19 protein-coding genes are annotated in these 25,443 nt (G+C 41.4%); 9 read left to right on the plus strand and 10 right to left on the minus strand.

Features of this window, described 5'->3' with window-relative positions:
• Positions 1–69: 69 nt before the first annotated feature.
• From AN944_RS05210 to zntR, 5 genes are all read right to left on the minus strand, one after another.
• Positions 70–1,947, minus strand: coding sequence for a multiheme c-type cytochrome (locus AN944_RS05210; protein WP_055023538.1), 1,878 nt, complete (start codon positions 1,945–1,947; stop codon positions 70–72).
• Between the two features lie 421 nt (positions 1,948–2,368).
• Entirely contained in the window at positions 2,369–4,321 is a 1,953-nt protein-coding gene (locus AN944_RS05215) for a multiheme c-type cytochrome (protein WP_055023539.1), read from the minus strand.
• 572 nt (positions 4,322–4,893) lie between these two features.
• Positions 4,894–6,747, minus strand: a complete 1,854-nt coding sequence (locus AN944_RS05220) for a multiheme c-type cytochrome (protein ID WP_055023540.1) — start codon at positions 6,745–6,747, stop codon at positions 4,894–4,896.
• Positions 6,748–7,058: 311 nt separating this feature from the next.
• Entirely contained in the window at positions 7,059–8,429 is a 1,371-nt protein-coding gene (locus AN944_RS05225; protein ID WP_055023541.1) for a permease, read from the minus strand.
• Positions 8,430–8,466: 37 nt separating this feature from the next.
• A complete protein-coding gene (zntR, locus tag AN944_RS05230) occupies positions 8,467–8,919 on the minus strand; it encodes a Zn(2+)-responsive transcriptional regulator (protein ID WP_055023542.1) in 453 nt (150 codons plus the stop codon).
• A 303-nt stretch (positions 8,920–9,222) separates the two neighbouring features.
• Here zntR and purH point away from each other — a divergent pair, with 303 nt between their 5' ends.
• Together purH and purD are read left to right on the plus strand one after the other, a co-directional pair.
• On the plus strand, positions 9,223–10,812 hold the full coding sequence (gene purH / locus AN944_RS05235; protein WP_055023543.1) for a bifunctional phosphoribosylaminoimidazolecarboxamide formyltransferase/IMP cyclohydrolase: 1,590 nt from the start codon (positions 9,223–9,225) through the stop codon (positions 10,810–10,812).
• Between the two features lie 95 nt (positions 10,813–10,907).
• Positions 10,908–12,209 carry a phosphoribosylamine--glycine ligase gene (gene purD / locus AN944_RS05240; RefSeq protein WP_055023544.1) on the plus strand — a complete coding sequence of 434 codons (1,302 nt, stop codon included), beginning with the start codon at positions 10,908–10,910 and terminating at the stop codon, positions 12,207–12,209.
• 337 nt (positions 12,210–12,546) lie between these two features.
• On the opposite strand, the gene AN944_RS05245 is transcribed toward purD, so the two are convergent.
• Positions 12,547–13,110: a type VI secretion system amidase effector protein Tae4 gene (locus AN944_RS05245; RefSeq protein ID WP_082419908.1), complete on the minus strand. Its 564-nt coding sequence runs from the start codon at positions 13,108–13,110 to the stop codon at positions 12,547–12,549.
• A 1,254-nt stretch (positions 13,111–14,364) separates the two neighbouring features.
• Here AN944_RS05245 and nhaC point away from each other — a divergent pair.
• On the plus strand, positions 14,365–15,840 hold the full coding sequence (gene nhaC / locus AN944_RS05250) for a Na+/H+ antiporter NhaC (protein ID WP_055023545.1): 1,476 nt from the start codon (positions 14,365–14,367) through the stop codon (positions 15,838–15,840).
• 30 nt (positions 15,841–15,870) lie between these two features.
• Here nhaC and AN944_RS05255 read toward each other — a convergent pair whose 3' ends face one another.
• Both AN944_RS05255 and AN944_RS05260 read right to left on the minus strand, forming a co-directional pair.
• Positions 15,871–17,223, minus strand: a complete 1,353-nt coding sequence (locus tag AN944_RS05255; protein ID WP_055023546.1) for an FAD-binding oxidoreductase — start codon at positions 17,221–17,223, stop codon at positions 15,871–15,873.
• A gap of 59 nt (positions 17,224–17,282) precedes the next feature.
• Entirely contained in the window at positions 17,283–17,873 is a 591-nt protein-coding gene (locus AN944_RS05260) for a GNAT family N-acetyltransferase (RefSeq protein ID WP_055023547.1), read from the minus strand.
• A gap of 150 nt (positions 17,874–18,023) precedes the next feature.
• On the opposite strand from AN944_RS05260, the gene AN944_RS05265 reads away from it, so the two are divergent.
• From AN944_RS05265 to AN944_RS05285, 5 genes are all read left to right on the plus strand, one after another.
• Positions 18,024–18,770, plus strand: coding sequence for a spondin domain-containing protein (locus AN944_RS05265; RefSeq protein ID WP_080916941.1), 747 nt, complete (start codon positions 18,024–18,026; stop codon positions 18,768–18,770).
• Positions 18,771–18,782: 12 nt separating this feature from the next.
• A complete protein-coding gene (locus AN944_RS05270; RefSeq protein ID WP_055023548.1) occupies positions 18,783–19,535 on the plus strand; it encodes a spondin domain-containing protein in 753 nt (250 codons plus the stop codon).
• Between the two features lie 135 nt (positions 19,536–19,670).
• Positions 19,671–20,396 (plus strand): response regulator transcription factor, encoded by a 726-nt coding sequence (locus AN944_RS05275; protein ID WP_055023549.1) that lies wholly within the window; start codon positions 19,671–19,673, stop codon positions 20,394–20,396.
• 43 nt (positions 20,397–20,439) lie between these two features.
• Positions 20,440–21,915: a HAMP domain-containing sensor histidine kinase gene (locus tag AN944_RS05280; protein ID WP_055023550.1), complete on the plus strand. Its 1,476-nt coding sequence runs from the start codon at positions 20,440–20,442 to the stop codon at positions 21,913–21,915.
• A 168-nt stretch (positions 21,916–22,083) separates the two neighbouring features.
• Positions 22,084–22,794, plus strand: a complete 711-nt coding sequence (locus AN944_RS05285; protein WP_055023551.1) for a DUF6445 family protein — start codon at positions 22,084–22,086, stop codon at positions 22,792–22,794.
• Positions 22,795–22,896: 102 nt separating this feature from the next.
• On the opposite strand, the gene AN944_RS05290 is transcribed toward AN944_RS05285, so the two are convergent.
• Positions 22,897–23,115 carry a hypothetical protein gene (locus AN944_RS05290; protein WP_055023552.1) on the minus strand — a complete coding sequence of 73 codons (219 nt, stop codon included), beginning with the start codon at positions 23,113–23,115 and terminating at the stop codon, positions 22,897–22,899.
• A gap of 311 nt (positions 23,116–23,426) precedes the next feature.
• Positions 23,427–24,491, minus strand: a complete 1,065-nt coding sequence (hemE, locus tag AN944_RS05295; RefSeq protein ID WP_055023553.1) for a uroporphyrinogen decarboxylase — start codon at positions 24,489–24,491, stop codon at positions 23,427–23,429.
• Between the two features lie 468 nt (positions 24,492–24,959).
• Between hemE and AN944_RS05300 the strand changes: the two genes are divergently transcribed.
• Positions 24,960–25,439, plus strand: coding sequence for an Rsd/AlgQ family anti-sigma factor (locus AN944_RS05300; protein WP_055023554.1), 480 nt, complete (start codon positions 24,960–24,962; stop codon positions 25,437–25,439).
• Positions 25,440–25,443: the final 4 nt, after the last annotated feature.

A 25,443-nucleotide genomic window follows, 5' to 3' on the forward strand; every position in this document is an offset into this window, starting at 1 on the left:
TTTAACACTGACTGTTAAATGAAACGTTCTAGTTAGTCAGCTTGCAGGCACTGACTCACTTTACCGTCATTAACGTTCAAATACATGGAACTTATCAATACCAAATGATTTACCTTCGGCGTGACAAGTTGAACAAGATTCCATTGTAGGTTGTAAATACCAATCAGCTACAACTTCAGCGTCAATCTCACCACCATTTTGCTCCATATGGTTCAGCGCAGAAGCTGAATCATGACAAGCGTAACAGTTGGCAGTGATTGGGCTAGCCATTTTAGTATTATCACCACCGTGGAAGGCTTTAGCGCGCATGTATTGATTAGGTATTGCATATAAATCAATACCATCAGCGTGACAAGAAACACAGTTATCCGCATTTAACTCTGTTGCAGAGTTAGGGATAGGATTACCGTCTTCATCAGTCTTAAGTAACTCACTACCTACACCCCAGTGCATGCTATGGACCATAGGACCAAAGCCAGGAGCCGAACCTGCTGAGTTACGGTCTTGACCATTGTTATGACATGCTACACAGTCGTAACCGCCTTCACTGTATCCACCATTTTTATGGTAATTAGTCTCGTTATTATGACAGGTACTACAACTATCAGTTGTCACTGCATGGCGACGGTCATAATCAGTCACTTCTCCATCAGCGATAGCAAACACAGGAGAGTAACTGGTAAATGTCACACCGTCATATGAAGGATCATCACCGTGAGCAAATGTGACGCGAGAGCTCGCCATAATTTGTGGTACATTGATACCAAAACTTGATGCGGCATAACACATGGTTTTAGTACCATCGCCTTTAAAGCTGGCTTCATAAGAATTGGTTTCACGGCCAATAATAGATTTATTGTTATAACCATGCATATAACCGCCTGCATAGCTTAATGTTCCATCATTATAAAGCGTTTCGATATCTAACATGCTCTCGCCTTGGTAAAGGCTAAGATCGGTACAATAGGTAACACCAGAGTCCGTAGTGTAGATATCAGATAGGACTGTAGAATGGTCATTTCTGTCAGCTTGTCGTTCAACTAAACCGATACCTGAAAGTGATGCATGGAATTCACGGGCATCAAAGTCATTCATCGCCATTACAATGCCGCTAGCAGCATCTGTTGAGTGACAATCGCTACAACCATTTCCTGCAATACTGGTATTAATCACTGGCTCAGCATGACAGGTATAACAGTTAGCAACCTCAAAGTCTTTTTCAAACTTCTGATGATTCACGTGACCGATTTTCTGTAATGTGTTGGTGGCATATCCGCCATTTTCTTCAGCGCGAGACACATTGTTATGACACACTAAACAGCCTGCAACGAAATCGACCTCACCTTCAACATTAATTGCTGTGTAGCTAGGATGCTTCATGCTAGAAGTGCCATAGTCCACGTGACAGCTATAACAGGTTTCTGTCGTGCTGGTGTGGATCATCTCAGGTTTATCCACCACCATAGGCTGTGAACGAGCGATTTCTGTTTCGCTATCTCCGCCTACACGTAACCAAACGATACCCTCTGAGGCTGCCGTCACAGCTGGCATAGCAGCAATAAACTCATAATGCCCATCACCGATAGCTGTTAATGATGACCCTTCTTTAGTGGAATCTGTATAGCCACCGACATTGCCATCACGATTTAACACCACACCACGGTCGGTTTTTTCAGCAAATTTAGCTTCTGCTTTACCTAAACCATTGACTAAAACGCCATCTTCGTTCGTCACTTCAAATTCGTAGCGAACTTGGCCTTCCTCAATCGCATGCGAAATCATAGTGATATGGGTAATATCAGCGGATTCTGTTACTGGTGGATTAGGTCCTGGACCTGGTTCACCTGGTGCGCCATCTGCACCGTCTTTTCCATCATCAGCACAACCAGCAATCCCCATCGCTGCTGCAACAACGAAGGCTAATCTGCGTTTCGTTAAATGTTTCATCATCACTCCGAATAGTTTAATTACTACTTTTTAGGTAAACACCTGATTGGCATAGTAGGGACTAACCGCTTTATCTGGAGTGATTAAGCTCACGAAAATTTATTGATTAAACAGCAGAAAACAGCCTTTGTGATTAAATTATGAATGAAATCAGAATCAACTTATCTGTAATTTGATTACTGGAAATGCAAGAGCAGCATAACTCCCTTAAAATTATACACTTGTATCAAAAAGAAACTAAAAAATGTAATAAGCAACGAGTGTAAATAGCAATAAAAACATAAGCATTATTACCCTTAAATACTAAATTAACCTCGTTTTTTGACCCGTTAACCAATAAAAAAGCCACTATATAAAATAGTGGCTTTTTTCAACTTATGACAATTATCTTAGCAGGGATAACATTGTCGTTAAGTTACTCTTAGCGTTCAAAGTTATGGAACTTATCAATACCGAATGACTTACCAGTATCATGACATGTTGCACAAGACTCTGAAGTACCTTCAGTGAACCATTCAGTCGTTGATGGTACATTCAACTCACCACCATTTTGCTCCATGTGGCTTAACGCTGAATCAGAGTTATGACATGCAAAACAGTTTGCAGTGATAGGGCTCGTCATTACACCAGCATTACCTTCATTATACGCTTTAGAAAGCATGTATTGGTTCGGTACATCAGCTAGGCTTACACCATCAGCATGACAAGAGACACAGTTATCGGCATTCAAGCTTGCTGCTGAGTTCGCTTCAGGCGCTTTATCACCTAACTCGTTACCCACACCCCAGTGCATGCTGTGAACCATTGGGCCGAAACCAGGACCAGACAATGCGCCTTTACGATCTTGACCATTGTTATGACAAGCAACACAATCTAAACCGCCGTCACCGTAGCTACCGCTCTTATGGTAGTTAGTGTCGTTGTTGTGACAAGTCGTACAGCTGTTTTCATCGATAGTATGACGACGACCCCAATCTTGTACTTTTTCAAAGTTGATTGGGTCAACTACATCACTGTATCCAGTGAAAGACACACCGTATTCATTATCGCTATCAATCCAATTGCTATCAGCAATCGTAATACGTGAGCTGGCAGACAAGTTAGCAAGTTCATAACCCGCAGTTAGCTCGCCGTAACATACTGAACGTGAGCCATCAGCATTTTCAATGTAGCCTTCTGAACCATGACCAATAACACGTGCAACAATAGAATCATTGTAGTAGTTATTAATGTAAGCACCGCCATATACTACTTCATGCGCAGCATACATTTCACCAATGTTTAATTGCACTGGTGTTTCACCAGAGTTATCAAACAATGCGATATCAACACAGTAACCTGATGTCCAAGCAACATCTTTGTGATCAATCCACTCATCCATTGTAGGATTAAAGTATGGCGCACTAGTTGTAGTGTAATGATTTGCACGAATGTCTTTACGCTCTTCTAAACCAATTTTAGAAGATTGGAAATGGAACTCACGAGCATCAAATCCGTCAGAAGGAACAATCACGCCTGACTCGCCTGAGCCATGACAGTCACTACACCCATTACCAGCAATACTGGTATTAATCACAGGCTCTGCGTGACAGGTGTAACAGTTAGTTGGGGTAAAATCTTTTTCAAACTTTTGGTGATTAATGTGACCAAGCTTTTGCATGGTATTTTTAGCATATCCACCGGTATCAAGTGAGGTACCATCTTCAGCAACATCACGTGGAACATTGTTGTGACACACCATACAGCCACCAACAAAATCAACTTCGCCATCAATGTTTTGTGCGACATATTTCGCATGCTTAATATCTGAAGTGGCGTAATCAACGTGACATGAATAACAAGTTTCAGTTGTTGAGGTGTGGGTCATTTCTGGCTTATCAATAATGATATACGGTGAATCAGCAATATCGCCACCGCCCACTTGTAAGCGAATTAATCCTTCTGTATCTGCTTGTACAGCTGCCATTGGAGCAACGAGCTTATATTGCCCGCTGTCAACCTCTGTAATAGTTGCACCTTCAGTAGCATTATCGCCACCAAACGTTGCACTACCACCGACACTACCGTCACGGCTACGTTGAATACCGCGATCTGTCTTAGCAGCTAAGTAAATACCTGCATTTTCAAGACCCGTAATCGCAACGCCATCTTCATCAGTTAAGTTAAACTCTACTGTCACTTGGCCTTCTTCAACCATATGAGCAATATACTCAACATTGGTTACTGTAGACACTTCAGTGACTGGTGGAGTAGCGGGTTCACCCGGTGCACCATCTTCGCCATCAGCACCATCTTTACCGTCATCAGCACAACCTGCAATCCCCATTGCAGCCGCGACAACGAAAGCTAATCTTCTTTTCGTTAAATGCTTCATCATCATCTCCTATTGCCTATTACCACTTTGTAGGTACAGGTCTATTTTTATACTAGGCATTTCTTGTTCGCTAAATAGTGACAATGATCACGACTGAATTAACACGAAGCTGATTAACACTTTTTAATGTTCAAAGTTTGACTCAGATCTAAATAACTACATCCTTATATAAATAACAACAACGGCAACAGCAAGCTAAACCATTGTTTTAAAAGGGTTTACAACTAATTAAATAATTTAACAAATAAATTAAACCTTATTATTCAGTAACTTAAACTTCATTTATAGTAAGTCAAAGCCTATTTACTCTATAACTGAAATTACAATTAAGTTTAAATTAAGTTAATTTTAAGGTTTAAAACTAAGCTCAAAAAATCAGTCAATGACATTATGTTGCTTTAGCAAGCACCGAAGAAGAATAGAATATGAAATTCAAACCTGCCAATTGACAGATGAAATAGAAAGGCAAAAATGAAAAAAAGCCACTATTTCTAGTGGCTTTTAATTATTTATGATTGCGATATTGAGCTTTGCAGGGCCAGTTAATATCGCAAGCTATAAAATGTCAGTGATTAACGTTCAAAGTTATGGAACTTATCGATACCCATTGACTTGCCAGCATCGTGACATGTTGCACAAGACTCAGAAGTACCATTTGTGTACCAATTAGTACCAGCTTCAACGTTCAGCTCACCACCATTTTGCTCCATATGGTTAAGCGCTTGCTCACCATTATGACATGCGTAACAGTTTGCAGTAATTGGGCTAGTCATAACGCCTGAATCGCCACCGTTATAAGCTTTTGAAAGCATATATTGGTTAGGGATAGCGTAAAGTTCGATACCATCAGCATGACAAGAAACACAGTTTGCAGCGTCTAGATTTCTTGCTGCTGCATTTTCACCGTCTTCACCAGCTTGGCTACCTACGCCCCAGTGCATGCTGTGAACCATTGGGCCGAAACCAGGTGCAGAGTTACCAGCACTACGATCTTGACCGTTGTTATGACAAGCAACACAATCTAAGCCGCCTTCAGCGTAGCTACCATTTTTGTGGTAGTTAGTTTCGTTGTTATGACAAGTCGTACAGCTGTCAGTTGTCACGGCATGACGACGATCGTAATCAGTCACATTGTTCAGATCAGCTAAGTCAGCTACTGGCGAGTAACTTGTAAGTGAAACACCATATTTACCGTCATCATCAATCCAGTTGCCACCTTTAAAGGTAACACGAGCACTTGCCATGATTTGTGGTGTGTTCAAGTCTAACTTAGCGTGACAGAAGGTTTTAGTTCCGTCGCCTTTATAAGACTCTTCGTAGTTACGAGACTCACGACCCACTAATGATTCATTATGGTAACCGTGAAGGTAAGTACTTGCGTAGCTTAAAGTACCGTCATTATATAGCGCTTCGATATCCAGTACTTCTTCACCTTTAAATAAGGTTAAATCAGTACAGTATTCACCTAAGTCATTCATGTATACAGCTGATAAAGTCGTGCTGTGCTCTTCACGAATAGTTTGACGCTCTGTAATGCCAATTTTTTCAGACTTAACGTGGAAATCACGTGCATCAAAGTCACTGTTTGCAGCTAATAAAGCCATGTTGTCAGACATATCAGTTGTATGACAATCGCTACAACCGTTACCCGCGATGCTTGTGTTAATCACAGGCTCAGCGTGACAGGTATAACAGTTAGTTGCAGTGAAATCTTTTTCAAAGCCATTGTGATTAATATGACCAAGCTTTTGCATGCTGTTGCGTGCGTAACCGCCATCATCACGAACCACGTTATTGTGACAAACTAAACAACCTGCGACTAAATCAGTTTCACCTTCGGTATCGATTGCTGTGTAGCTTGAATGCTTAACGTCTGATGCATGGAAATCAACGTGACAAGACTGACATGTTTCTGTCGTCGTTGTGTGCACGTTTTCAGGCTTGCTAACTACGATGTAGCGAGACTTAGCAATTAAGTCACCACCACCCACAGCTAAACGAACAATACCTTCAGTACCCGCTGTAACATTTGGCATAGGCGCTACAAATTCGTAGTTACCATTTTCCAGTACAGTTAAGCTAGCACCAGCAGTTGACTCGCTTGCACTACCACCAACGATAGTTCCTTCGAAATCATCACGACTACGAGCAATACCTTTATCAGTCATAGCGGCTAATTCTGCGTTCGCTTTTTCTAAGCCAACAATTAGCATGTCTTTTTCGTTTGTGATTTGGAATTCAAAAGTTACTTTGCCATCACCAATTTCATGGTGAATAACATCGACATTAGTAACCTCTGAGGTTTCTGCTGATGGTGGTGGTGGCGTTACGCCATCTTCGCCATCTTTTCCATCGCTACCACAGCCTGCAATCCCCATTGCTGCTGCGATAACGAATGCTAGTTTGCGTTTCGTTAAATGTTTCATCATCACTCCAATTTCTTATACCACCATTGAGGTAGCTCGGAATCATGTTAGGTATTAACCCAAACTTTATGAGTGATTCATGTCACGTAAGATCTGAACTTTAACAATTTCAATATTCTTTAAATTAAAACCTTGAGCCAGATCTAGTTTAGCTAGAGCTGATATTAACAATTAAAAATCATTCCTCAACCTGCTCGTTATTTACACGCAAACTACGTAACAAGCTGTATCAATCAAGATATTAGACTTAAGGTTCAGTTAATAAAAAAGGCCCTGAGGGCCTTTTTTATTGCTAAAGTAAAACAAATAACTTACGAACAGCAGTCTCGTCGCAAGCTTTTTTTCGGTAACTTATCATAAATAACTTTTGCCATTAACAAGGCCAATACAATCCCAGATCCCGTAGTAACAAAATGAGGTAATAACTCATGTTCTTCGCCAATTTGCGGCATGACAACAAAACCAAAGTGCTCCACAAGATAATTGACTAAGACACCAAAACTTAACGCTACGCCCAACACCCCGCCTAAATAGCCAAATAATGCGCGCTTACCTAGCTCTTTGGTGACAACACCTAAAGTGGCAATATTGGTTGCAGGCCCTGCCATCATAAAGACCAAAACTGCCCCAGGTGACACACCTGCTAATAGTAAACCTGCCGCAATCGGTGTTGAGGCTGTAGCACAAATGTACATAGGGACAGATATCAACACCATCACCAACATAGCTAAAATCCCGTCACCCCACTTTGCTAAAAAGTCACCAGGAACAAACGTTTGTACTAATGCAGCAAAAAATAGACCGACTAACAACCACATCGTCGTGTCTCTCACTAAATCCGTTGCCGCGTAATGCAAACCTGACTTTACCCTTGACAATACTGACTCGCTTTTTAGCTCTGTCGCCATATCTTTTGTTGACTCGCAGCAGCTTTCAGCCGCATGTTCATGCGTGTCATTGTTGTCACTGACTGCAGCGTGATCTGTCTTAGTGGCACAGCTTTTAGCAACTGTAGCCACTTTTTCGTTAGTTGTATTATCTGTCTTACCCGCGCAACAACTACTCGTGCTCGGGATCGCTTCAACGTTGTCTTTGTTGCTAGAACAGCAACTGCTTGATGCCGGTTTACTTTGCGCCTTAGAACTGCAACAGCTTGTTTCAGGAGCCTTAACCTCAGCGGCTTTTGAACTACAGCATGAGGACACCACTTCACCCGCGGTACCTAAATCATTCTCTTCAGCGTTTTTTGCAACCTTTGATGAAGCCTTAGCCTCACTCACCTCATCTTTATCATCTCGACCAACCAATAACCCTGCCACAACGGCACTGGTAATTGCAGCAATAGGACGAATAATTGCCATAAAAGGCCCAAGTAAAACATAAGAAACTGTCACAGAATCAACGCCCGTTTCTGGGGTCGACACTAAAAATGAAGTCGTAGCGGCCTTAGAAGCACCGCTGCGGCGCAGCCCCACGGCAGCAGGAATGACACCACACGAACATAACGGCAATGGCGCACCTATCACTGCGGCTTTAACCACGGTTTTAACCCCATGACCACCTAATTGCTTTTGCATCCATGCCATTGGCACAAACACTTTTAATAATCCGGCTAACACCAAGCCAAGTAATAACCATGGTGCTGACTCTAAAAATAATTCTACAAAGTTAGTGAATAACATCTCTTGCCCCACTATTTCTTGCCACTAATTCTTAACACTAAGGATTTTGTACTACAGCATGATGTTCAGATTTTGGCTGTAATTCTTTATCTGATGACTCTAATGCTTCTAATATAGAGCAGTGTTCGGCGCTTTCAGGTCCGCCACAACATGCCTCTGACAATTTACTCAACGAACTCGCAAAGAACTCCAGCTCAGCTATCTTTGCTTGTACTTGCTCCAACTTGATATCGACCATGCCTTTAACATCAGCACAAGCCCAATTGGACTTATCCAGTTCAATAGACAACAACTCAGCAATATCACTTAAACTAAAGCCTACCGCTTTAGCTCGAATAATAAATCGCAGCTTTTCGGCATCGTCTTGGTTATACAGTCGATAGCCAGAATCAGAACGATTCGAAGGGGCTAATAAACCATGTTTTTCATAAAAACGAAGCGTATCCGTTTTCACATCAAATAACGTCGCGAGCTCACCAATTCGATACATATCGTTACCTGTAAAGTTAGAATCTATATCAGTGTAATGTCATCATTATAAACCTTGGAGTTTAATCCAAGGTCAAGGGTTTTATAGAATAAAAAAGCCCCCGTACTTTGTTCTTATTTCAATATTGTGAAATCGCGCAGAAATTTCCCGAAATAAAACAGATTACGTTAAAATACGCGCGCTCGAGTACGGCTCACTAATAAAATAAAAACGAGATGTGCATCGTAGGAACTTTGGCAAAGCTGATTTAACAAACTCAGCTTTGCCAAACTTCCTTAAATAAATAGTGGACACTGTACCTACATGAATACTGTCAGACCTATTCGTCGCGCGCTGTTAAGCGTATCTGATAAAACTGGAATGCTTGAGTTTGCTAAAGCATTACATGAGCAAGGCGTAGAGCTACTTTCTACTGGTGGCACTGCTAAATTACTTGCTGATAATAATATCCCAGTGACCGAAGTTTCTGACTACACAGGTCATCCTGAAATCATGGATGGTCGTGTTAAAACACTTCACCCTAAAGTGCATGGCGGCATTCTAGCTCGTCGTGGTATCGATGAAATCGTGATGGAACAAAATGCCATCAAACCAATCGACTTAGTTGCCGTTAACCTTTACCCGTTTGCCTCTACAGTGGCAAAAGAAGGTTGTACTTTGGCTGACGCCGTTGAGAACATCGATATTGGCGGCCCAACTATGGTTCGCTCTACTGCTAAAAATCATAAAGACACCACCATTGTGGTTAACGCAAGTGATTACGATCGCGTGATTACTGAGATGCGTGCCAATGAAGGTAGTACTACACTTGAAACGCGCTTTGACCTAGCTATTGCAGCGTTCGAACACACCGCTGCATACGATGGCATGATCGCGAACTACTTCGGTACTATGGTGCCAGCACACAGTAAAGATGAGTGCCACGAAGATTCAAGCTTCCCACGTACCTTCAATACTCAGCTGATCAAAAAGCAAGATTTACGCTACGGTGAAAACAGCCATCAAAAAGCGGCATTCTATGTTGATGCACACATTGATGAAGCGTCAGTGGCTAGCGCAACACAATTGCAAGGTAAGGCACTGTCTTACAACAATATCGCTGATACCGATGCAGCCCTTGAGTGTGTTAAAGAATTCGACGGTCCGGCTTGTGTTATCGTTAAGCATGCTAACCCATGTGGTGTTGCACTAGGCGACACCATTTTAGAAGCTTACGATCGCGCATTTAAAACTGACCCTACATCAGCATTTGGCGGCATCATTGCGTTTAACCAAGAGTTAGATGCAGACACCGCGAAAGCCATTGTTGACCGTCAGTTTGTTGAAGTGATCATTGCCCCTAAAGTCAGTGCAGCAGCACGTGAAATCGTTGCTGCTAAAGCTAATGTACGTTTATTAGAGTGTGGTCAGTGGAACACTAAAACCACCACTCAAGACTTTAAACGTGTTAACGGTGGTTTATTAGTACAAGACCGCGACCAAGGTATGGTTAATGTCGCCGATGTTAAAGTGGTTTCAAAAGTCCAACCTACAGCTGAGCAATTAACTGACTTAATGTTCTGCTGGAAAGTGGCTAAGTTTGTTAAATCAAATGCAATTGTCTACGCCAAAGATGGCATGACTATCGGTGTGGGCGCAGGCCAAATGAGCCGCGTTTACTCAGCGAAAGTGGCAGGCATTAAAGCCGCTGATGAAGGTTTGGTTGTTGAAGGGTCAGTAATGGCATCTGATGCATTCTTCCCATTCCGTGACGGTATTGATGCTGCAGCAGCAGCGGGCATCAGCTGTATCATCCAACCGGGTGGTTCAATTCGCGATGAAGAAATCATTGCAGCAGCTGACGAGCACGGCATTGCTATGGTGTTCACCGGAATGCGTCACTTCCGTCACTAAATAGCATTTGAATAGAGCAGCCTCATTTGGCTGCTTTTTTCGTTTAAAGAACATGATAATTTTTACCAAATTGAATATAAAAAAGGTGAATAAAGATGCAGGTACTTGTAATTGGCGGCGGCGGACGCGAACACGCACTAGCTTGGAAAGCAGCTCAATCAGCTCAAGTTGAAAAAGTTTTTGTTGCTCCTGGTAACGCAGGCACATCTTTAGAGCCAAAATTAGCAAACGTCGGTATTCAGGTTGAAGCAATTTCAGAATTAGTGAAATTTGCCCAAGACAACAAGATTGAATTAACCATTGTTGGCCCAGAAGTGCCTTTAGCACTTGGCGTTGTTGATGCCTTTAACGAAGCTGGTTTAGCTATCTTTGGCCCAACTCAAGGTGCAGCGCAACTTGAGTCTTCAAAAGCCTTCACCAAAGACTTTTTAGCTCGCCACAACATCCCAACGGCTGACTACTCAAACTTCACTGAAATTGACGCAGCGAAAGCTTACTCTGTTGAGTTAACTGCTAAAACAGGTTTCCCTGTTGTGATTAAAGCTGACGGTTTAGCTGCAGGTAAAGGCGTGATTATCGCGCAAGACCAAGCTGAAGCCGATGCTGCAATTGAAGATATGCTAGCAGGTAACAAATTTGGCGAAGCCGGTTCTCGCGTTGTTATCGAAGAATTTTTAAAAGGTGAAGAAGCCAGCTTTATCGTCATGGTAGACGGCAACAACATCTTAGCTATGGCATCGAGCCAAGATCATAAAGCCCGTGATAACGGCGATTATGGCCCGAACACTGGCGGTATGGGAGCATACTCACCAGCACCAGTGGTCACGCAAACCGTTCACGACTGGACAATTGCTAACGTTATCCGTCCAACGGTTGATGGCATGGCAGCAGAAGGCAATGTTTACACAGGCTTCTTATATGCTGGTTTAATGATTGCACCTGATGGCAGCGCAAAAGTACTAGAGTACAACTGCCGCTTTGGCGACCCAGAAACGCAGCCAATCATGATGCGTCTACAATCTGATTTAGTTGAACTTTGTTTAGCAGCCACCCGTGGTGAACTTGATAAAGTGACCGCTGAATTTGATTCACGCGCAGCAGTCGGTGTGGTACTAGCAGCAGGCGGATACCCTGATGCCTACCGCAAAGCAGATGTGATTGACGGTTTATCTTTAGGTGATAACAACGCCAAAGTATTCCACGCTGGCACCGATATGAAAGACGGTCACGTTGTCACAGCAGGCGGCCGCGTATTATGTGCAACAGCACTCGGTAACACAGTGACAGAAGCACAAAAAGCTGCATATGGTTTAGTCGATGCCATCCACTGGGATGACGTCTACTTCCGTACCGACATCGCCTACCGTGCGATTGCACGTGAGCAAGGTAAAGACTAACTCGTTAGTTGGCTTGTTGTTGAAGCGATAAAAAATCCCTGTGATAGCAGTCAATGCTAAAAGTCACAGGGATTTTTTTTGATTAATTATCGATAGTAAAATTTTAATATTTATTAATTACGGGTAAATAAAACTCTGAAGATGAATATTGATAGAATAGAAACAATGATATAACTTGGGAAAACATACATAAAAATATAAGGCGCAATATCCATTCTTTGCTCTTCATGCAGCAATGGAGATACTAAATAATTATAAAACCCTAAAAAAATCCCTATGTTAAAAATGGAATTTACAATGATAAAAGTAACTTTCTTAATCAAACTATTCATAATTATCACTTAATTTCCCAAAAATGGATTTCTTTGCTTTTATTGAAATCAGAAACTGTCCCAAAAAACTCATAAATTGATCTCATTAACATACCGCTACTGCTTATTTCATCCTTGTTCCATAAGTCAATATGGTCACCACTTTGATTATTAGTTGTTTCATTTCCTCTTTGCCAATAATCTTTAAAGAAAATTATTCCAGTTCGATTTTTTAAGTCTTTTTGAAAAGTACTAGGTGAAATTTTTTCAACCTTATGGAGTCCACCTATATTAGAAGAAGTTAACCATTTAGCCATTTCTTCAGCTCTTAAAATATGCTTAGTTCCTGAATGTGACCAACACTTTGCGGCCTTAGCGCTTGATGTAGAAACACCAACATTAATTAAAGCTTCACTTAGTAATATTGCACAATAATTGTCAAAAGGTGCAGAGCTTGTTTCTTGCTTATTTTGACACCGAGCTTTCATTAAGCTTTTCTCAGGAAATGATTCCCATAACGTTTTAAAATCTAACAAAATAAATCCCTTTATAGTCTTTTGATTATTAATCAGTGAATTATAACCTGCCATTTTTTTATCTTTACTTCAATTACCCTATGTAGCTATTACTCAAGTAATCACATCCCAATTAACTAGAATAATGTAGACCTTCCACCAAATGCTTACCTTGAAATAGTCGACTAAATTTAACTCTCTCAGAGCAAATAAATATCCAACCATAAAGCGCCACGACTTTTCGGCCAATAGTCCGCTTATTTAATACCCCTGTAGATATTGAATAATGTATCTAAGTTCATAACTTCGACTTAACCAATTGCCTGCCGCAGGCTTTTGAACAGATTCATCTAAGACACGCTTCAAGTACGTCCATGTAAGCTCTGCGAAAACATCCATGTTTTCGAAGGTCTTAGACGCATCTGCACTGGGAATTTTAATCTCTTCGATTTAACCTCATTTGAAGTTTATAAAATAATTTAAGCTTAAAGTTTAAATTAATCATATGAATTGAGAGCATCAAGAAAATACGTGAGTCCTGACATGGCCTTTCTCGCACATCCATGTGCTTCAAGGCATTTTGTGCATCCTGCACTTAAGATATCAGCTAGCTTTCGAGGGGAAGGGACGCACCATCGTAAGCGTTTGTGATTTTTGAAGATGCACGAAGCTGAACCAAATGAAGCTAAAAGCTAAATAATACTCCGTTGGAAATTTTGCTTTTTAAATTTCGCCGGAGCGCTGAGCGATTACTCTTAGTATATAAAGTATGGGGACAAGCGCTTTATCCCTTGATTCAGGTGTGGGCGAAGCGCCACGACTTTGATCTTGCTTTGAGCCAAAGAAAACAAAACTAAACGCCCTATCAGAAACGTTAGTGATTTTTGAAGATGGACGAAGCGGAATAGAATGATATCTGAAGCTAAACTTTCTTCCGTTGGAAATAATCGTTTTTCAGATTATTTCGCCGGAACGGCTAGGGATATCGAAAAGGGAAAAGCTGTTGTTTCCCTTTCGTCTGGTGTGGGCGAAGCGCCACGACTTTGCTCTTAATAAAGTTAGCGATAAAAAGAAATTAAATAACTAGATATAATCAATCACATCTAAGTAAATATGCACCAATATCACCTCAAATGAATAGCTAATCTAGTATCTTAAATTATTAAGCAATAGATCTTGTAACCCTATGCTTTTCTAGCAAGTTGTTACAGTGCCAAAACATCGACTTATCCCTTGTATCTATGGCAGGATGTCGACCTAGTCACAAATTAACAACAAATAACACCGACTATTTCAACACCCCATAAGAATAAAAATAGGGATAGCTTTATGTCTGACTCTCAACTCAAACAACCTAGTTTGTTTGACGCCCTTGCACCTGTTATCGCCCTTATCACCATGCTGGGCGCTGCGGTGTACCTTTTCTCTTCTGATAGCTCATCTGGAGCAAACCAAATTGCACTGATTCTCGCCGCTTGCATTGCCATTTTAATTGGTTACAAAAATGGTTACAGCTGGAACCAAATGGAACGTGGCATCATTAAAAGTATTGGTGTCGCAACTGGCGCTTTACTGATCTTATTTACTGTTGGCTCCCTAATCGGTACTTGGATTTTAGCCGGCACAGTGCCGACAATGATTTACTACGGTATGCAAATCCTCCATCCACAATATTTTTATGCTGCCAGCTGTATTTTATGTGCCGTTGTAGCAATAAGCATCGGTAGCTCGTGGACAGTAGCAGGTACTATTGGTATTGCCCTTATTGGTATCGCTTCAGCGATGGGCTTAGATATCAATATCACTGCTGGTGCAATCATCAGTGGCGCTTATTTTGGCGATAAAATGTCACCATTATCTGACACAACCAATCTAGCTCCTGCCGTTGCTGGCTCAAATATCTTTAGTCATATTAAGCATATGACTTGGACCACTGTGCCCAGCATTATTATTGCCTTAATCGTGTTTACTTTTTTAGGTTTATCAGCCGATGTATCCAGCTTTAACTCGCAACTAGGTGATACGCTGACATTACTAGAAAATACTTACCAACCTGGGCTGCATTTATTACTACCATTATTAGTTGTGCTCTTTTTGGCAAATAAGAAAATGCCCGCCTTTCCAACCGTGATTATTGGTACCTTAGCAGGTGCTATCTGCGCAGCCATTTTCCAGTTTGATAATGTGATTACTTACGTTAACGACCCACAGTTATTACCAGTAATTGCCATCATTAAAGGCATTTGGATTGCGATGTTTGATGGTTATGTGGCTAATACTGGCGATGCCGTGCTCGACAACCTATTAAGCCGTGGCGGCATGAGCAGTATGGTGACAACAGTCTGGTTAATATTGTGTGCTATGGCTTTTGGCGGCGTGATGGAAGTGACAGGCTTATTAGCTCGCTTACTTGAAAGCATCATGAATTTAGTGACAGGCACCAGCAGCTTAATTATCACCACTCTTGGGGTCTGTATTGGCGCTAATGTGATTACTGCCGACCAATACATTGCCATCGTATTACCCGGTAGAATGTTAAAAATGGAATATCAAAAGCGTAAACTTGCACCTGTCAATTTAAGCCGCTCTTTAGAAGATTCAGCAACTGTCACTAGCCCACTGATCCCCTGGAATACTTGTGGCGCCTTTATGGCAAGTACCCTAGGCGTGGCGACTATCGCATATCTACCCTACGCTATTTTTAACTTAGTTTGTCCGTTTATCAGTGCGTCTTATGCCTATTTCAATATTAAAATTGAGCCATTAGATGAATCAACGCTCAGTGAAGAAATTCAAGCAAGCTAGCCTTGGTGGTATCGATGTATAAAATCAGTATTAACCGAATTTATCTTTGAGCCAGCCATAATGATAATAACCCCATTGCCCTAGCCGTCTTGCTTTTGCAAACGGCATCGGCGGTAATGGGGTATTGTAGAGCGGTAAGTTCGGTAAGGTTTCTCCTGCAATACTTTGTGCCAGTCTAAAGGCAGCTTGAGCGCTAAATGATACGCCGGCGCCGCAGTAACCTAAACTATATCCGACACCATCTTTGCCATATACATGGGGCATGTCATCCATTGATGCTGCTATCCACCCCGTCCAGTTATAAGCAACCTTCTTTCGGCTCAGATGTGGAAAGCACTTATCCATCGCAAGTTTCAAACGCTGACCATATATCGGCTTAGCTGCGTCCTTGCCCCATACGGCGCCACGGCCCCCGAACAATAAACGGTTATCGGGCAACAATCTAAAGTAATACTTTAATATTCGAGTATCCATGGTCACTTGGTGACTATGCAAACCTGCCACTTTGAGCTCATCTGCAGTTAATGGTTCAGTGACGATAATATTGCTCAGTATCGGCAAAAACTTATCATCTATTCTTTGATTCAGCTGCTTAGGCGAATAAGCATTACCCGCCATGATCACCTTATTGGCTAACAGTTCGCCTTGATCCGTTACTAAACGGTGCTTTCCATTTTCCTCTATCCAGTCACGCACACAGGATTGCTCGTTAATGGTTATTCCCTGCTTTTCAAGCATGGACTTATAACCCAGTAATAGCTTAAGAGGGTTAATTCCAAAGCCGTCATTCAGCCTTAACGCACCATAAGCTTGATGATGGTTAAGGTACTGCTCTCTAAAGTGTTCAGTAGTAATAAACTCGGCTGTAAAATCGCTGTCTTGCGCCATATTTTTTTGAATATATTTGGCTGCCGCTTTAAGGTTTTTTAACGCTTTTGGATTATGAGCGACCTTGAGATAACCTTTATCTTGTGGCTCACAATGAATGTGATGTTGCTGTATTAATGCTTCAACTCGACTTACCGCTTGAGTAAACTCACTGTAGATCCCGCGCGCAGTGTCTAGATCCCAACGTTCAGCCATTGCTGAATACCCCAAACGACCAGACCCTTTTAATACAAAACCCGCATTGCGAGCGCTAGCGCCAAACCCCACTTGATTAGCCTCAAGCACACGACAATCAATGTGGTATTGTGTCGCTAAATAATAAGCCGTCAATAGACCAGTATAGCCGCCACCAATAATAGCAACGTCTGTTTGCTGAGAACCTTTGAGTGAGGGAAGTAATGCGGGTAATGATTGTGTGCTCGCCCAGTAGCTATGCGCAAAAGGCTGCTTAGCAGGTGATTGATTAATTAAGGGATCATACAAAGCTTGAGGCATGTTGGGTACTCGTGGTTAACACCAATGTGGTCATACAGAGAAATGTTAAAATGAGTTATTTAGTTAAACTCAATCACCATTTCACAGGCAGTACAGTGGCAATCATCGCCGCATATCACGCACAAATAATCACTGTTGTCTTGCTGCTGGTTCCATCGACTCGGATGCTCTTTAATCAATTTACCGCCAGCATGAGTAAAGTAGCCCACAGCTGAATTTTTAGGGCTTTGTTTCCACAAATGACTCACTCCAGCTGTCGCACCTTGCGCTTTTACTGCTTTGATAGAGGCTTGTAGTAGTTGCGAACCTATGCCTTGCCCTCTAAGCTCTTGAGCCACTGTATTGCACTTGAAGTAACACATTTGATCGGGTGAAACTGGCCATTTTTGTGGTGTACACCATTTATCAATTGGCCAATTGCCCGCTGCATAGGTCAGTCTAAACCCAGCTATTTTTGATTGTTCTTGCGCCTGATGTACCGATGATAATTGTTCATTTTCTGCGATAAAATGGGCATTAATATTATTTTTTATTCCCATTTGATAAATATTTTCCAGCGAAGGCATGTCTAAGTAACCTTCACCATGCACTAAATTACCTAGCTCAATAACCTGTTGAAAATCTTCAGGAGTTAGTGTTCTTATTATCATTTTTACACCCTAAAATTTTACTATTCACCATCACGATAACACAAAAAAATCGCTCAAATAAACGATGTTAAACTTTTGTGATAATTTAGCGATAACCCAGTGAGATCCCTTTGTCAGAATCATTACCAATCAAACAAAAGGAGCTCTGTTATGAAATCATCAGTCTTAAAGACATCAACACACAAAAATTTATCAGTCAAAACCAGCTTGTTAACCCTTGGATTAGTTGCAGGCGGAATATTTAGTGCTCAAGCATCTGCAGCTGATTTAGAAATTAGTGTCGTTAACCTAACCCATGGTAATCATTTCACCCCTCTACTGATTGCTGCTCATGATACTGACAGTCACCTTTTCCATGTCGGTGAAATGGCCACGCCAGCCTTACAAAAAATGGCTGAAGGCGGCGATGTTGGTGATTTAGATGCCGCCGTAATGGGTGCTGGTGGTTTTACCGCTGTTAACCCTGCAATGGGATTATTAGCCCCTGGCGCGAATGTAAGTGAAGTGATGCTCGACTCTATGGATATGACACATTTATCGATTGTGGCAATGGTATTACCAACCAACGATGCCTTTATAGGTTTAGATAGCTGGGAAATTCCGACTGAGGCAGGCAGCTACACTGTGTATTTAAATGCATATGATGCAGGTACAGAAGCCAACGATGAAATAGTCAATGGCGGCGGCATGTCAGGTGTCCCAGGTATTCCAGCTGCTCCTGGCGGTGACGGAGGTATGAATGGTACTGGTGTTATGGATGGTTCTACTAATGCTTATGTTCACACTCATCCAGGTGTGCTTGGCGATACTGATGCAGTAGGCGGTGCCAGTGATTTAGACAGTCGTATTCATCGCTGGTTAAACCCTGTGGCGAAAGTTGTTGTTACCGTCAAATAAGGGGGAATCGCAATGAGATATTTAACGAATACGTCCAAAAAACGCAGTCATCCATACAGTTTATCAGCCGTAGCACTTATCGCTGTGATTGGGTTAAGTGGTTGTTCTGATGACGATGATGACTCACCAACACCGGCACCAGTGACACCAACGCCGCCAGCTGTGGTGATGCAAACATACACTGTCACTGTTACGAATTTAACAGCTAACCAGCCAATGTCTCCCATTGCTATCGCCTCTCATGGTGATGATGTCATGTTATGGCAGGCCGGTGAAGCAGCCAACGTTGCACTAGAGAAAATCGCAGAAGGTGGTGATGCAGCAGATGTTGCTGCGATTGAAGGCATTACTTCAACCGTCAGTGGCGCTGGTATTTTAATGCCAGGGATGTCAGAAACCATTACCGTGACACTCGAAGAAGCCGATGTAGCCAACCTCACGGTTGCCACTATGTTAGTGAACACCAATGATGCATTTACAGGCTTAAACAGCTATGACATCAGTATGCTCGCAGTGAGTGATTCAGTATCTATGCGTGGCATGGTTTACGATGCTGGAACCGAAGCAAACTCAGAAGCACAAGGCACTATGCCTGGACCTGCTGATGGTGGTGAAGGCTACAACGCTGAACGTGATGATGTTGATTTTGTCCATATCCACCCTGGTGTTATCACCATGTATGATGGGTTAATGGATAGCGTATTAACGCCTTCACATCGTTTTGATAATCCAGCGGTTTCTATCTCGATTAGCCGTACTGAGTAAGTGATGCGAATGCATAGCTAATTAGATTGTTCAGCGATAGATTAAATTCTGTTTGATAACATTATTTAAACAATTTGAAATTTAATCTGCCCAAGTCAGGTCTGCTCAGTAGGGATCTGATTTGGGACATTCTGGATGAACGATAGCACTAAGCATAACGGCCATCAGATAAAGCCGCATATTTTACTTGTGGAAGATGAACAAGACTTAGCAAAGCTTATCATGCTCAACTTAACGGCATTAAATTATGAAGTATTTCATGCGACTACGTTAAGTCAGGCAATGCAAATCATCGACACAAAAACGCTCGACCTCATTCTCATGGACAGGATGCTGCCTGATGGTGACGGCATCATGTTATGTCAGCAATTACGAGAAGCAGAAAAGTCATTACCAATAATGATGCTAACTGCAAAAGATTCTGAAGCCGATATTGTTTTGGGGTTAGAAGCTGGCGCTGATGACTATTTAGTGAAGCCATTTAGCGTATTAGAGCTTAGAGCCCGCGTTAAAGCCATGCTAAGGCGCAGTAAGGTTCAACAAGTACAAACTGAGCAATTGGACTTTAATGGGGTCACCATTAACTCAACCACCCGAGAGGTCGTATCCAATAACAGCCCACTTGAACTCACCGCAAGAGAGTTTGATTTACTGTTATTTTTAGCCAAGCACCCACTCCAAGTATTCAGTCGTATGCAATTGCTAGAGGCTGTTTGGGGTTATAACTATGATGGATACGAGCATACGGTAAATAGCCATATTAATCGTTTACGCAGCAAACTTGCCCGCAGTCCAGGTCATCCTGAGCTCGTAAAAACAGTTTGGGGAGTGGGTTATAAATTTTCTCCACCAGAAGCGTAAATGGATTATTTTTCTCTGATGTTACCAAGGCAGGCCAGTCATTATGAATCGACTATTTAATCGACTATTTCTTTCAGCGACATTGGTTGTGCTTATTCTGTTCATGGCGTTATGGCAATGGTTGCAACTCAATCATGAATTTAGTCGTAACCAAATTCAGCAATCTTTGCATCTCGAATTGGCTGAGCATATGGCACATATCAACCCATTACTCTCTCAAGGCATTACTTCTGATGCGGCATTAAAAGAAGCGTTTCATGATTTTATGTTACTTGGGCCCAGTTTTGAGATCTACACACTCGATCCAGAAGGCCGAGTCGTTGCTTATGATGCAAAAGAGGAGAAGATTAAAAAAAACCGAGTGAGTTTAGATAAAATTGAACAGTTTATAGCACGCCGAGATTTACCTATCTTAGGAACAGACCCTCGTTCGACTGAAACTGAGAAGATTTTTTCAGTCAGCCCACTTATCACAGAGGATGGCCTTCACAGCGGGTATTTATACGTGATTATTGGCGGTGAAGATTATGACAGCTGGCAGGCGCTGATTAATTCTGAAAACCAGCCTAAACTATGGGGCGCTACGATTGGTTTTTGGGTGATATTTGCCTTGATATTGTTTGTATTATTATTAGGCTTTTTTACCCGTCCAATTCAAAAGTTAGCCAGTGATTTAACGCGTCTTAAAGCGTGTTCGTTTGAAGGGAATTCCTTCGACAGCAGCCTGACTCTCCCAAACCGTTATAACGGTAGCTTAGAAATCAAAAAGCTCAGCGAACATATTAACCATTTACTGCAAGAACTGAATAATCAACATCAACAAGTTAAACGTCAGCAACAAGCAAAACATGACTTTTTACTGCATTTATCCCACGATTTAAAAACACCGCTCACCTCTTTATTAGGATATATAGATACCTGGTTGCTCTGCCCACCAAATGAGCGCCAACCAGAATACATAGAATATGCGGCTAACTCAGGGCAAAACTTGCAACAATTACTATCGCAACTGCTTGAACTTGCAGCACTAGAAAACGGTCAGATTAGCGCTCAAATTAAACAAATCAATTTGCGTGAGTTGTTACTCGATTTGAATCAGACATTTGCTCCTAGAGCTAAAAAGCTGGGAATAAGATTACAATTTAATATTACCGATGAATTACAGGTTTATACCGATCCACAATTGATGCGCAGAATACTCAATAACCTTGTTGATAATGCGCTCAGATACACCCCTAAAGATGGCACTATTACCATTTACAGTGAAACGTTAAATGGTCAAACTTGGCTAGCCGTTAAAGACACGGGGGCTGGTATGCACAAGCATGAAGTGGACGCTTTAAAACAATTATCAATGCAACAACTTACCTTTTCACCAGAACAACCACTCCCACAATTAGGTGTTGGGCTTGCAATTGTTAGACAGCTCCTTGGGATATTAAAGTGCCGTATAAATATCGATAGTCAACCTGGTACAGGAAGTTGCTTTCATATTGAGCTGCTTTCTTCAAGTCATTGAGTGTTATGTGAGTAATCGTTACTCCGATTTTGATTACTCACTTTTTTTACAAGTTAATGAGCCACTTTTCTACCCATCGCATTTGAATGTTGATAACATAAATTCAACAAGCACCGTCCGTATTAAACGAACAATTATTATTTTAAATCGTTTGCAGGTAGATACATCATGCACCCAATATATTCAGATGAACTCAACCTTCCTGATGCACCTTTCGATGCTCCTAAACTCAATTATGAAAAGCCCGAAGAAAATAAAAACTTTTGGATAATTGATAATTTCTTTTCTGAAAAGCAAGCAACAGAGATTGCCAATCGCTGTTTCATGAAAAGTAAATGGAAGCTTGGCAAACCTTATACTAGTGAGTTATGGCCTGGTATGCGCTCTAAAAACGCCTTGAAGAAAAAAGAGCTCTTACAAGTAGAAAACTGGATAAAAGAAACCCTAAAAGTCGATAAATTATGGGTTGCTGAATCAAACAGTGTCGTTGTTGATACAAACACAGCTATTTTGGTTGGGGCTGATGAAGGAGCGGCAAGACCTCATGTTGATAATCGGCAGCTTTGTCGATACGGCGCCGTGCTTTTTTTAAGTAAAAACCCTAAACCACACTCTGGAACCTCTTTCTATCGCTTGAAATACGCGAATGAAGCTGCTGGCGGTAATCTAGTACAAAAACCCTATAACAATTTAGTGGATGCGTTAAACACCGACAGCTTACCTCCAAGTGCTTGGTATGAAGACGAAGCCATTGAAAATAAATTTAATCGCCTCATTTTATTCAAAGGCAATATGGTTCACAGCGCCAGTAGTTACTTTGGTAAAGAAAAGAGAGAAAAAAGACTCGCGATTACTTTCTTCTATATGACAGAGGATTAAACGTATAATTGCTCAAAACATCAAAGCCAAAAACAACAAAGCCACCTATCAAGGTGGCTTTACGTATCAAGTCAATTAATAACGAACCTTGTATGTCTACAATTAATCGTTATAAATTGATTGATATAAGCTTTTAATTTTGTGGAAGAAAAGACTCGCAATACCAGCAAACAAGCTAATCCACATCAATAATACTGAAGCAACTGTGATGTATTGCCCCATGTAATAATCAGCATTGGCTACATAGATGTAATGGGTGCCAGGAAGCAAAGCAGCAAAAATAGCGAAGAACACTAAAGCAACAATAATTTGAATTTTCATATTTAACTCTCTTTTAGCGAAGGCTACTAGATGTGGCTTCCATCCCATCGTGAAACAAAACTAGTTAGCATAAAATATTTATTCTCAGAATGTGTATAAAATATCAAATTAACTCTCTGAAGAATTTTGCAAAGATCACAAATTAGAATATCTCATATTTACTTTGTGACACATATCACCACACCTTTAACTCGATGATTCCTATAAGCTAGTTCAGCTTTAGTCATTCGTCACTTTTTTCACAAATAAAAAAGACGAGCTAAGCTCGTCTTTTTTTACGCATCTTCACGACGCCTCAAACTTCATACCCATTACTTGTGGTATTTAGCCGATAACTCATGCACAGAGTTGATGAACGAACCGGCATGCTCAGGATTAACATGCTGGTGAATACCATGACCCAAGTTAAATACGTGGCCAGTACCTTCACCGTAAGATGACAAGATTTGGTCAACTTCTTGATGAATACGCTCAGGTGATGCGTAAAGTACTGATGGATCCATGTTACCTTGAAGTGCAACTTTTTCACCAACACGGCGACGTGCATCACCGATATCAACAGTCCAGTCTAAACCTAGTGCATCACAACCTGTTTCAGCCATAGATTCTAACCATAGTCCGCCACCTTTAGTGAATAAAGTAACTGGTACTTGGCGACCGTCTGCATGGCGAGTAAGGCCATCAACGATTTTTTGCATGTAACGTAGCGAGAACTCACGGTAAGCATGGTGAGATAATGCACCGCCCCATGAATCGAAAATCATTAACGATTGAGCACCGTTAGCAACTTGTGCGTTTAGGTATAAGATAACTGAATCAGCTAACTTGTCTAAAAGCATGTGTAGTGTTGCTGGCTCTTCGTAAGCCATTTTTTTGATCTTTTCAAACGTCTTGCTTGAACCACCTTCAACCATATAGGTTGCTAGTGTCCATGGAGAACCAGAGAAACCAATTAATGGTACTTCACCTTTTAGTTCACGACGAATGGTGCTAACAGCACGCATAACGTAACCAAGCTCATCTTCAGGATCTGGGATAGCTAGCTTTTTGATAGCGTCGATTGTATCTGTAGGACGCTCGAAACGTGGACCTTCACCGGTTTCAAAATATAAACCTAAGCCCATTGCATCTGGAACAGTAAGAATATCTGAGAATAAAATTGCAGCATCTAAATCATAACGACGAAGTGGTTGTAGCGTCACTTCACATGCTAAATCTTGGTTCTTACAAAGAGACATAAAGTCACCCGCTTCTGCGCGAGTCGCTTTATATTCAGGTAGATAACGTCCAGCTTGACGCATCATCCAGACAGGGGTTCTGTCAACAGGCTGTTTTAATAAAGCGCGTAAATAACGATCATTCTTTAATTCTGCCATGGGGCTTGATTCCTAAACATATAGTGATATCCGCTGGCGCGTAGTTTAGCACTTATGCGATTAATGTAACCAGCAATGCTAAATTAATGTGAAGTAACACCCCAACTAGTATCGAAATTGCTAATGTAATCGTTATCACGCTCACAATAATACTCATAATTAGGTATAGATTAGGCTAATTGGATAAAAAAGTTGCACCTATTGTTAGCGTTTGGTATAAAAAGTCTGCGCTAGCAAGAACAATCAAGAAGCACGATAAATCGAGCCCTTAAAAAATCTATTTGCCCAGTGATAGCTTGCTATCACTGGGCATTTTTCTTTCTGAACTCCACAGTTTCATTATTTTTTACAATTAAAACTTCCTTCTTCTGGTCGATCCATTCGATCTTTTACAGAAAATAGTTGATCAATAGTCACTTTCTCTCATACATTAAGTGTTATGGATTAGTTGCAATATTGGATTTCGTTATGCTGACAAAACTAGAAAAAGCCGAACAAAAATGGGGCGGTTCTAACAAGCTTGTCGATCAATGGCTACAACACCGTAGAAATTTACTGATCCAATACTTCAATATTGCCGGTCTAGCTCCTTACACTGCGCCAGAAAAAAGCCTTCCAACCACAGAAACGGTCAAGCAATTTTGTGCACAATTAGTGGACTACGTTTCCGAGGGCCACTTTGAAGTGTATGACCAAGTGGTCAACGAATGTGAGAAGTCTGGTGAAAGCAGTAAAGCCCGTGCACAACAGCTATTGCCTCAAATTAGCGAAACAACCGATGCTGCGCTTGACTTCAATGATAAATATACAGAAGTTGAAAGTGACGATGTATTGATGGACTTAGACGCCGATTTATCAAAATTAGCTCAAGCAATGGAAACGCGTTTTGCTTTTGAAGACGAACTTCTTGAGCAACTTTACGAGCATCATTCAAAAGCGGCCAGTTAACGCT

This window comes from Shewanella sp. P1-14-1, assembly GCF_001401775.1.
GTDB lineage: Bacteria > Pseudomonadota > Gammaproteobacteria > Enterobacterales > Shewanellaceae > Shewanella > Shewanella japonica.

What these genes read in the sequence shown, in the direction of transcription:
- AN944_RS05210 (WP_055023538.1), bottom strand. Translation starts at nt 1,947, where the DNA reads ATGAAACATTTAACGAAACGCAGATTAGCCTTCGTTGTTGCAGCAGCG.
- AN944_RS05215 (WP_055023539.1), bottom strand. Translation starts at nt 4,321, where the DNA reads ATGAAGCATTTAACGAAAAGAAGATTAGCTTTCGTTGTCGCGGCTGCA.
- AN944_RS05220 (WP_055023540.1), bottom strand. Translation starts at nt 6,747, where the DNA reads ATGAAACATTTAACGAAACGCAAACTAGCATTCGTTATCGCAGCAGCA.
- AN944_RS05225 (WP_055023541.1), bottom strand. Translation starts at nt 8,429, where the DNA reads ATGTTATTCACTAACTTTGTAGAATTATTTTTAGAGTCAGCACCATGG.
- zntR (WP_055023542.1), bottom strand. Translation starts at nt 8,919, where the DNA reads ATGTATCGAATTGGTGAGCTCGCGACGTTATTTGATGTGAAAACGGAT.
- purH (WP_055023543.1), top strand. Translation starts at nt 9,223, where the DNA reads ATGAATACTGTCAGACCTATTCGTCGCGCGCTGTTAAGCGTATCTGAT.
- purD (WP_055023544.1), top strand. Translation starts at nt 10,908, where the DNA reads ATGCAGGTACTTGTAATTGGCGGCGGCGGACGCGAACACGCACTAGCT.
- AN944_RS05245 (WP_082419908.1), bottom strand. Translation starts at nt 13,110, where the DNA reads ATGGCAGGTTATAATTCACTGATTAATAATCAAAAGACTATAAAGGGA.
- nhaC (WP_055023545.1), top strand. Translation starts at nt 14,365, where the DNA reads ATGTCTGACTCTCAACTCAAACAACCTAGTTTGTTTGACGCCCTTGCA.
- AN944_RS05255 (WP_055023546.1), bottom strand. Translation starts at nt 17,223, where the DNA reads ATGCCTCAAGCTTTGTATGATCCCTTAATTAATCAATCACCTGCTAAG.
- AN944_RS05260 (WP_055023547.1), bottom strand. Translation starts at nt 17,873, where the DNA reads ATGATAATAAGAACACTAACTCCTGAAGATTTTCAACAGGTTATTGAG.
- AN944_RS05265 (WP_080916941.1), top strand. Translation starts at nt 18,024, where the DNA reads ATGAAATCATCAGTCTTAAAGACATCAACACACAAAAATTTATCAGTC.
- AN944_RS05270 (WP_055023548.1), top strand. Translation starts at nt 18,783, where the DNA reads ATGAGATATTTAACGAATACGTCCAAAAAACGCAGTCATCCATACAGT.
- AN944_RS05275 (WP_055023549.1), top strand. Translation starts at nt 19,671, where the DNA reads ATGAACGATAGCACTAAGCATAACGGCCATCAGATAAAGCCGCATATT.
- AN944_RS05280 (WP_055023550.1), top strand. Translation starts at nt 20,440, where the DNA reads ATGAATCGACTATTTAATCGACTATTTCTTTCAGCGACATTGGTTGTG.
- AN944_RS05285 (WP_055023551.1), top strand. Translation starts at nt 22,084, where the DNA reads ATGCACCCAATATATTCAGATGAACTCAACCTTCCTGATGCACCTTTC.
- AN944_RS05290 (WP_055023552.1), bottom strand. Translation starts at nt 23,115, where the DNA reads ATGAAAATTCAAATTATTGTTGCTTTAGTGTTCTTCGCTATTTTTGCT.
- hemE (WP_055023553.1), bottom strand. Translation starts at nt 24,491, where the DNA reads ATGGCAGAATTAAAGAATGATCGTTATTTACGCGCTTTATTAAAACAG.
- AN944_RS05300 (WP_055023554.1), top strand. Translation starts at nt 24,960, where the DNA reads ATGCTGACAAAACTAGAAAAAGCCGAACAAAAATGGGGCGGTTCTAAC.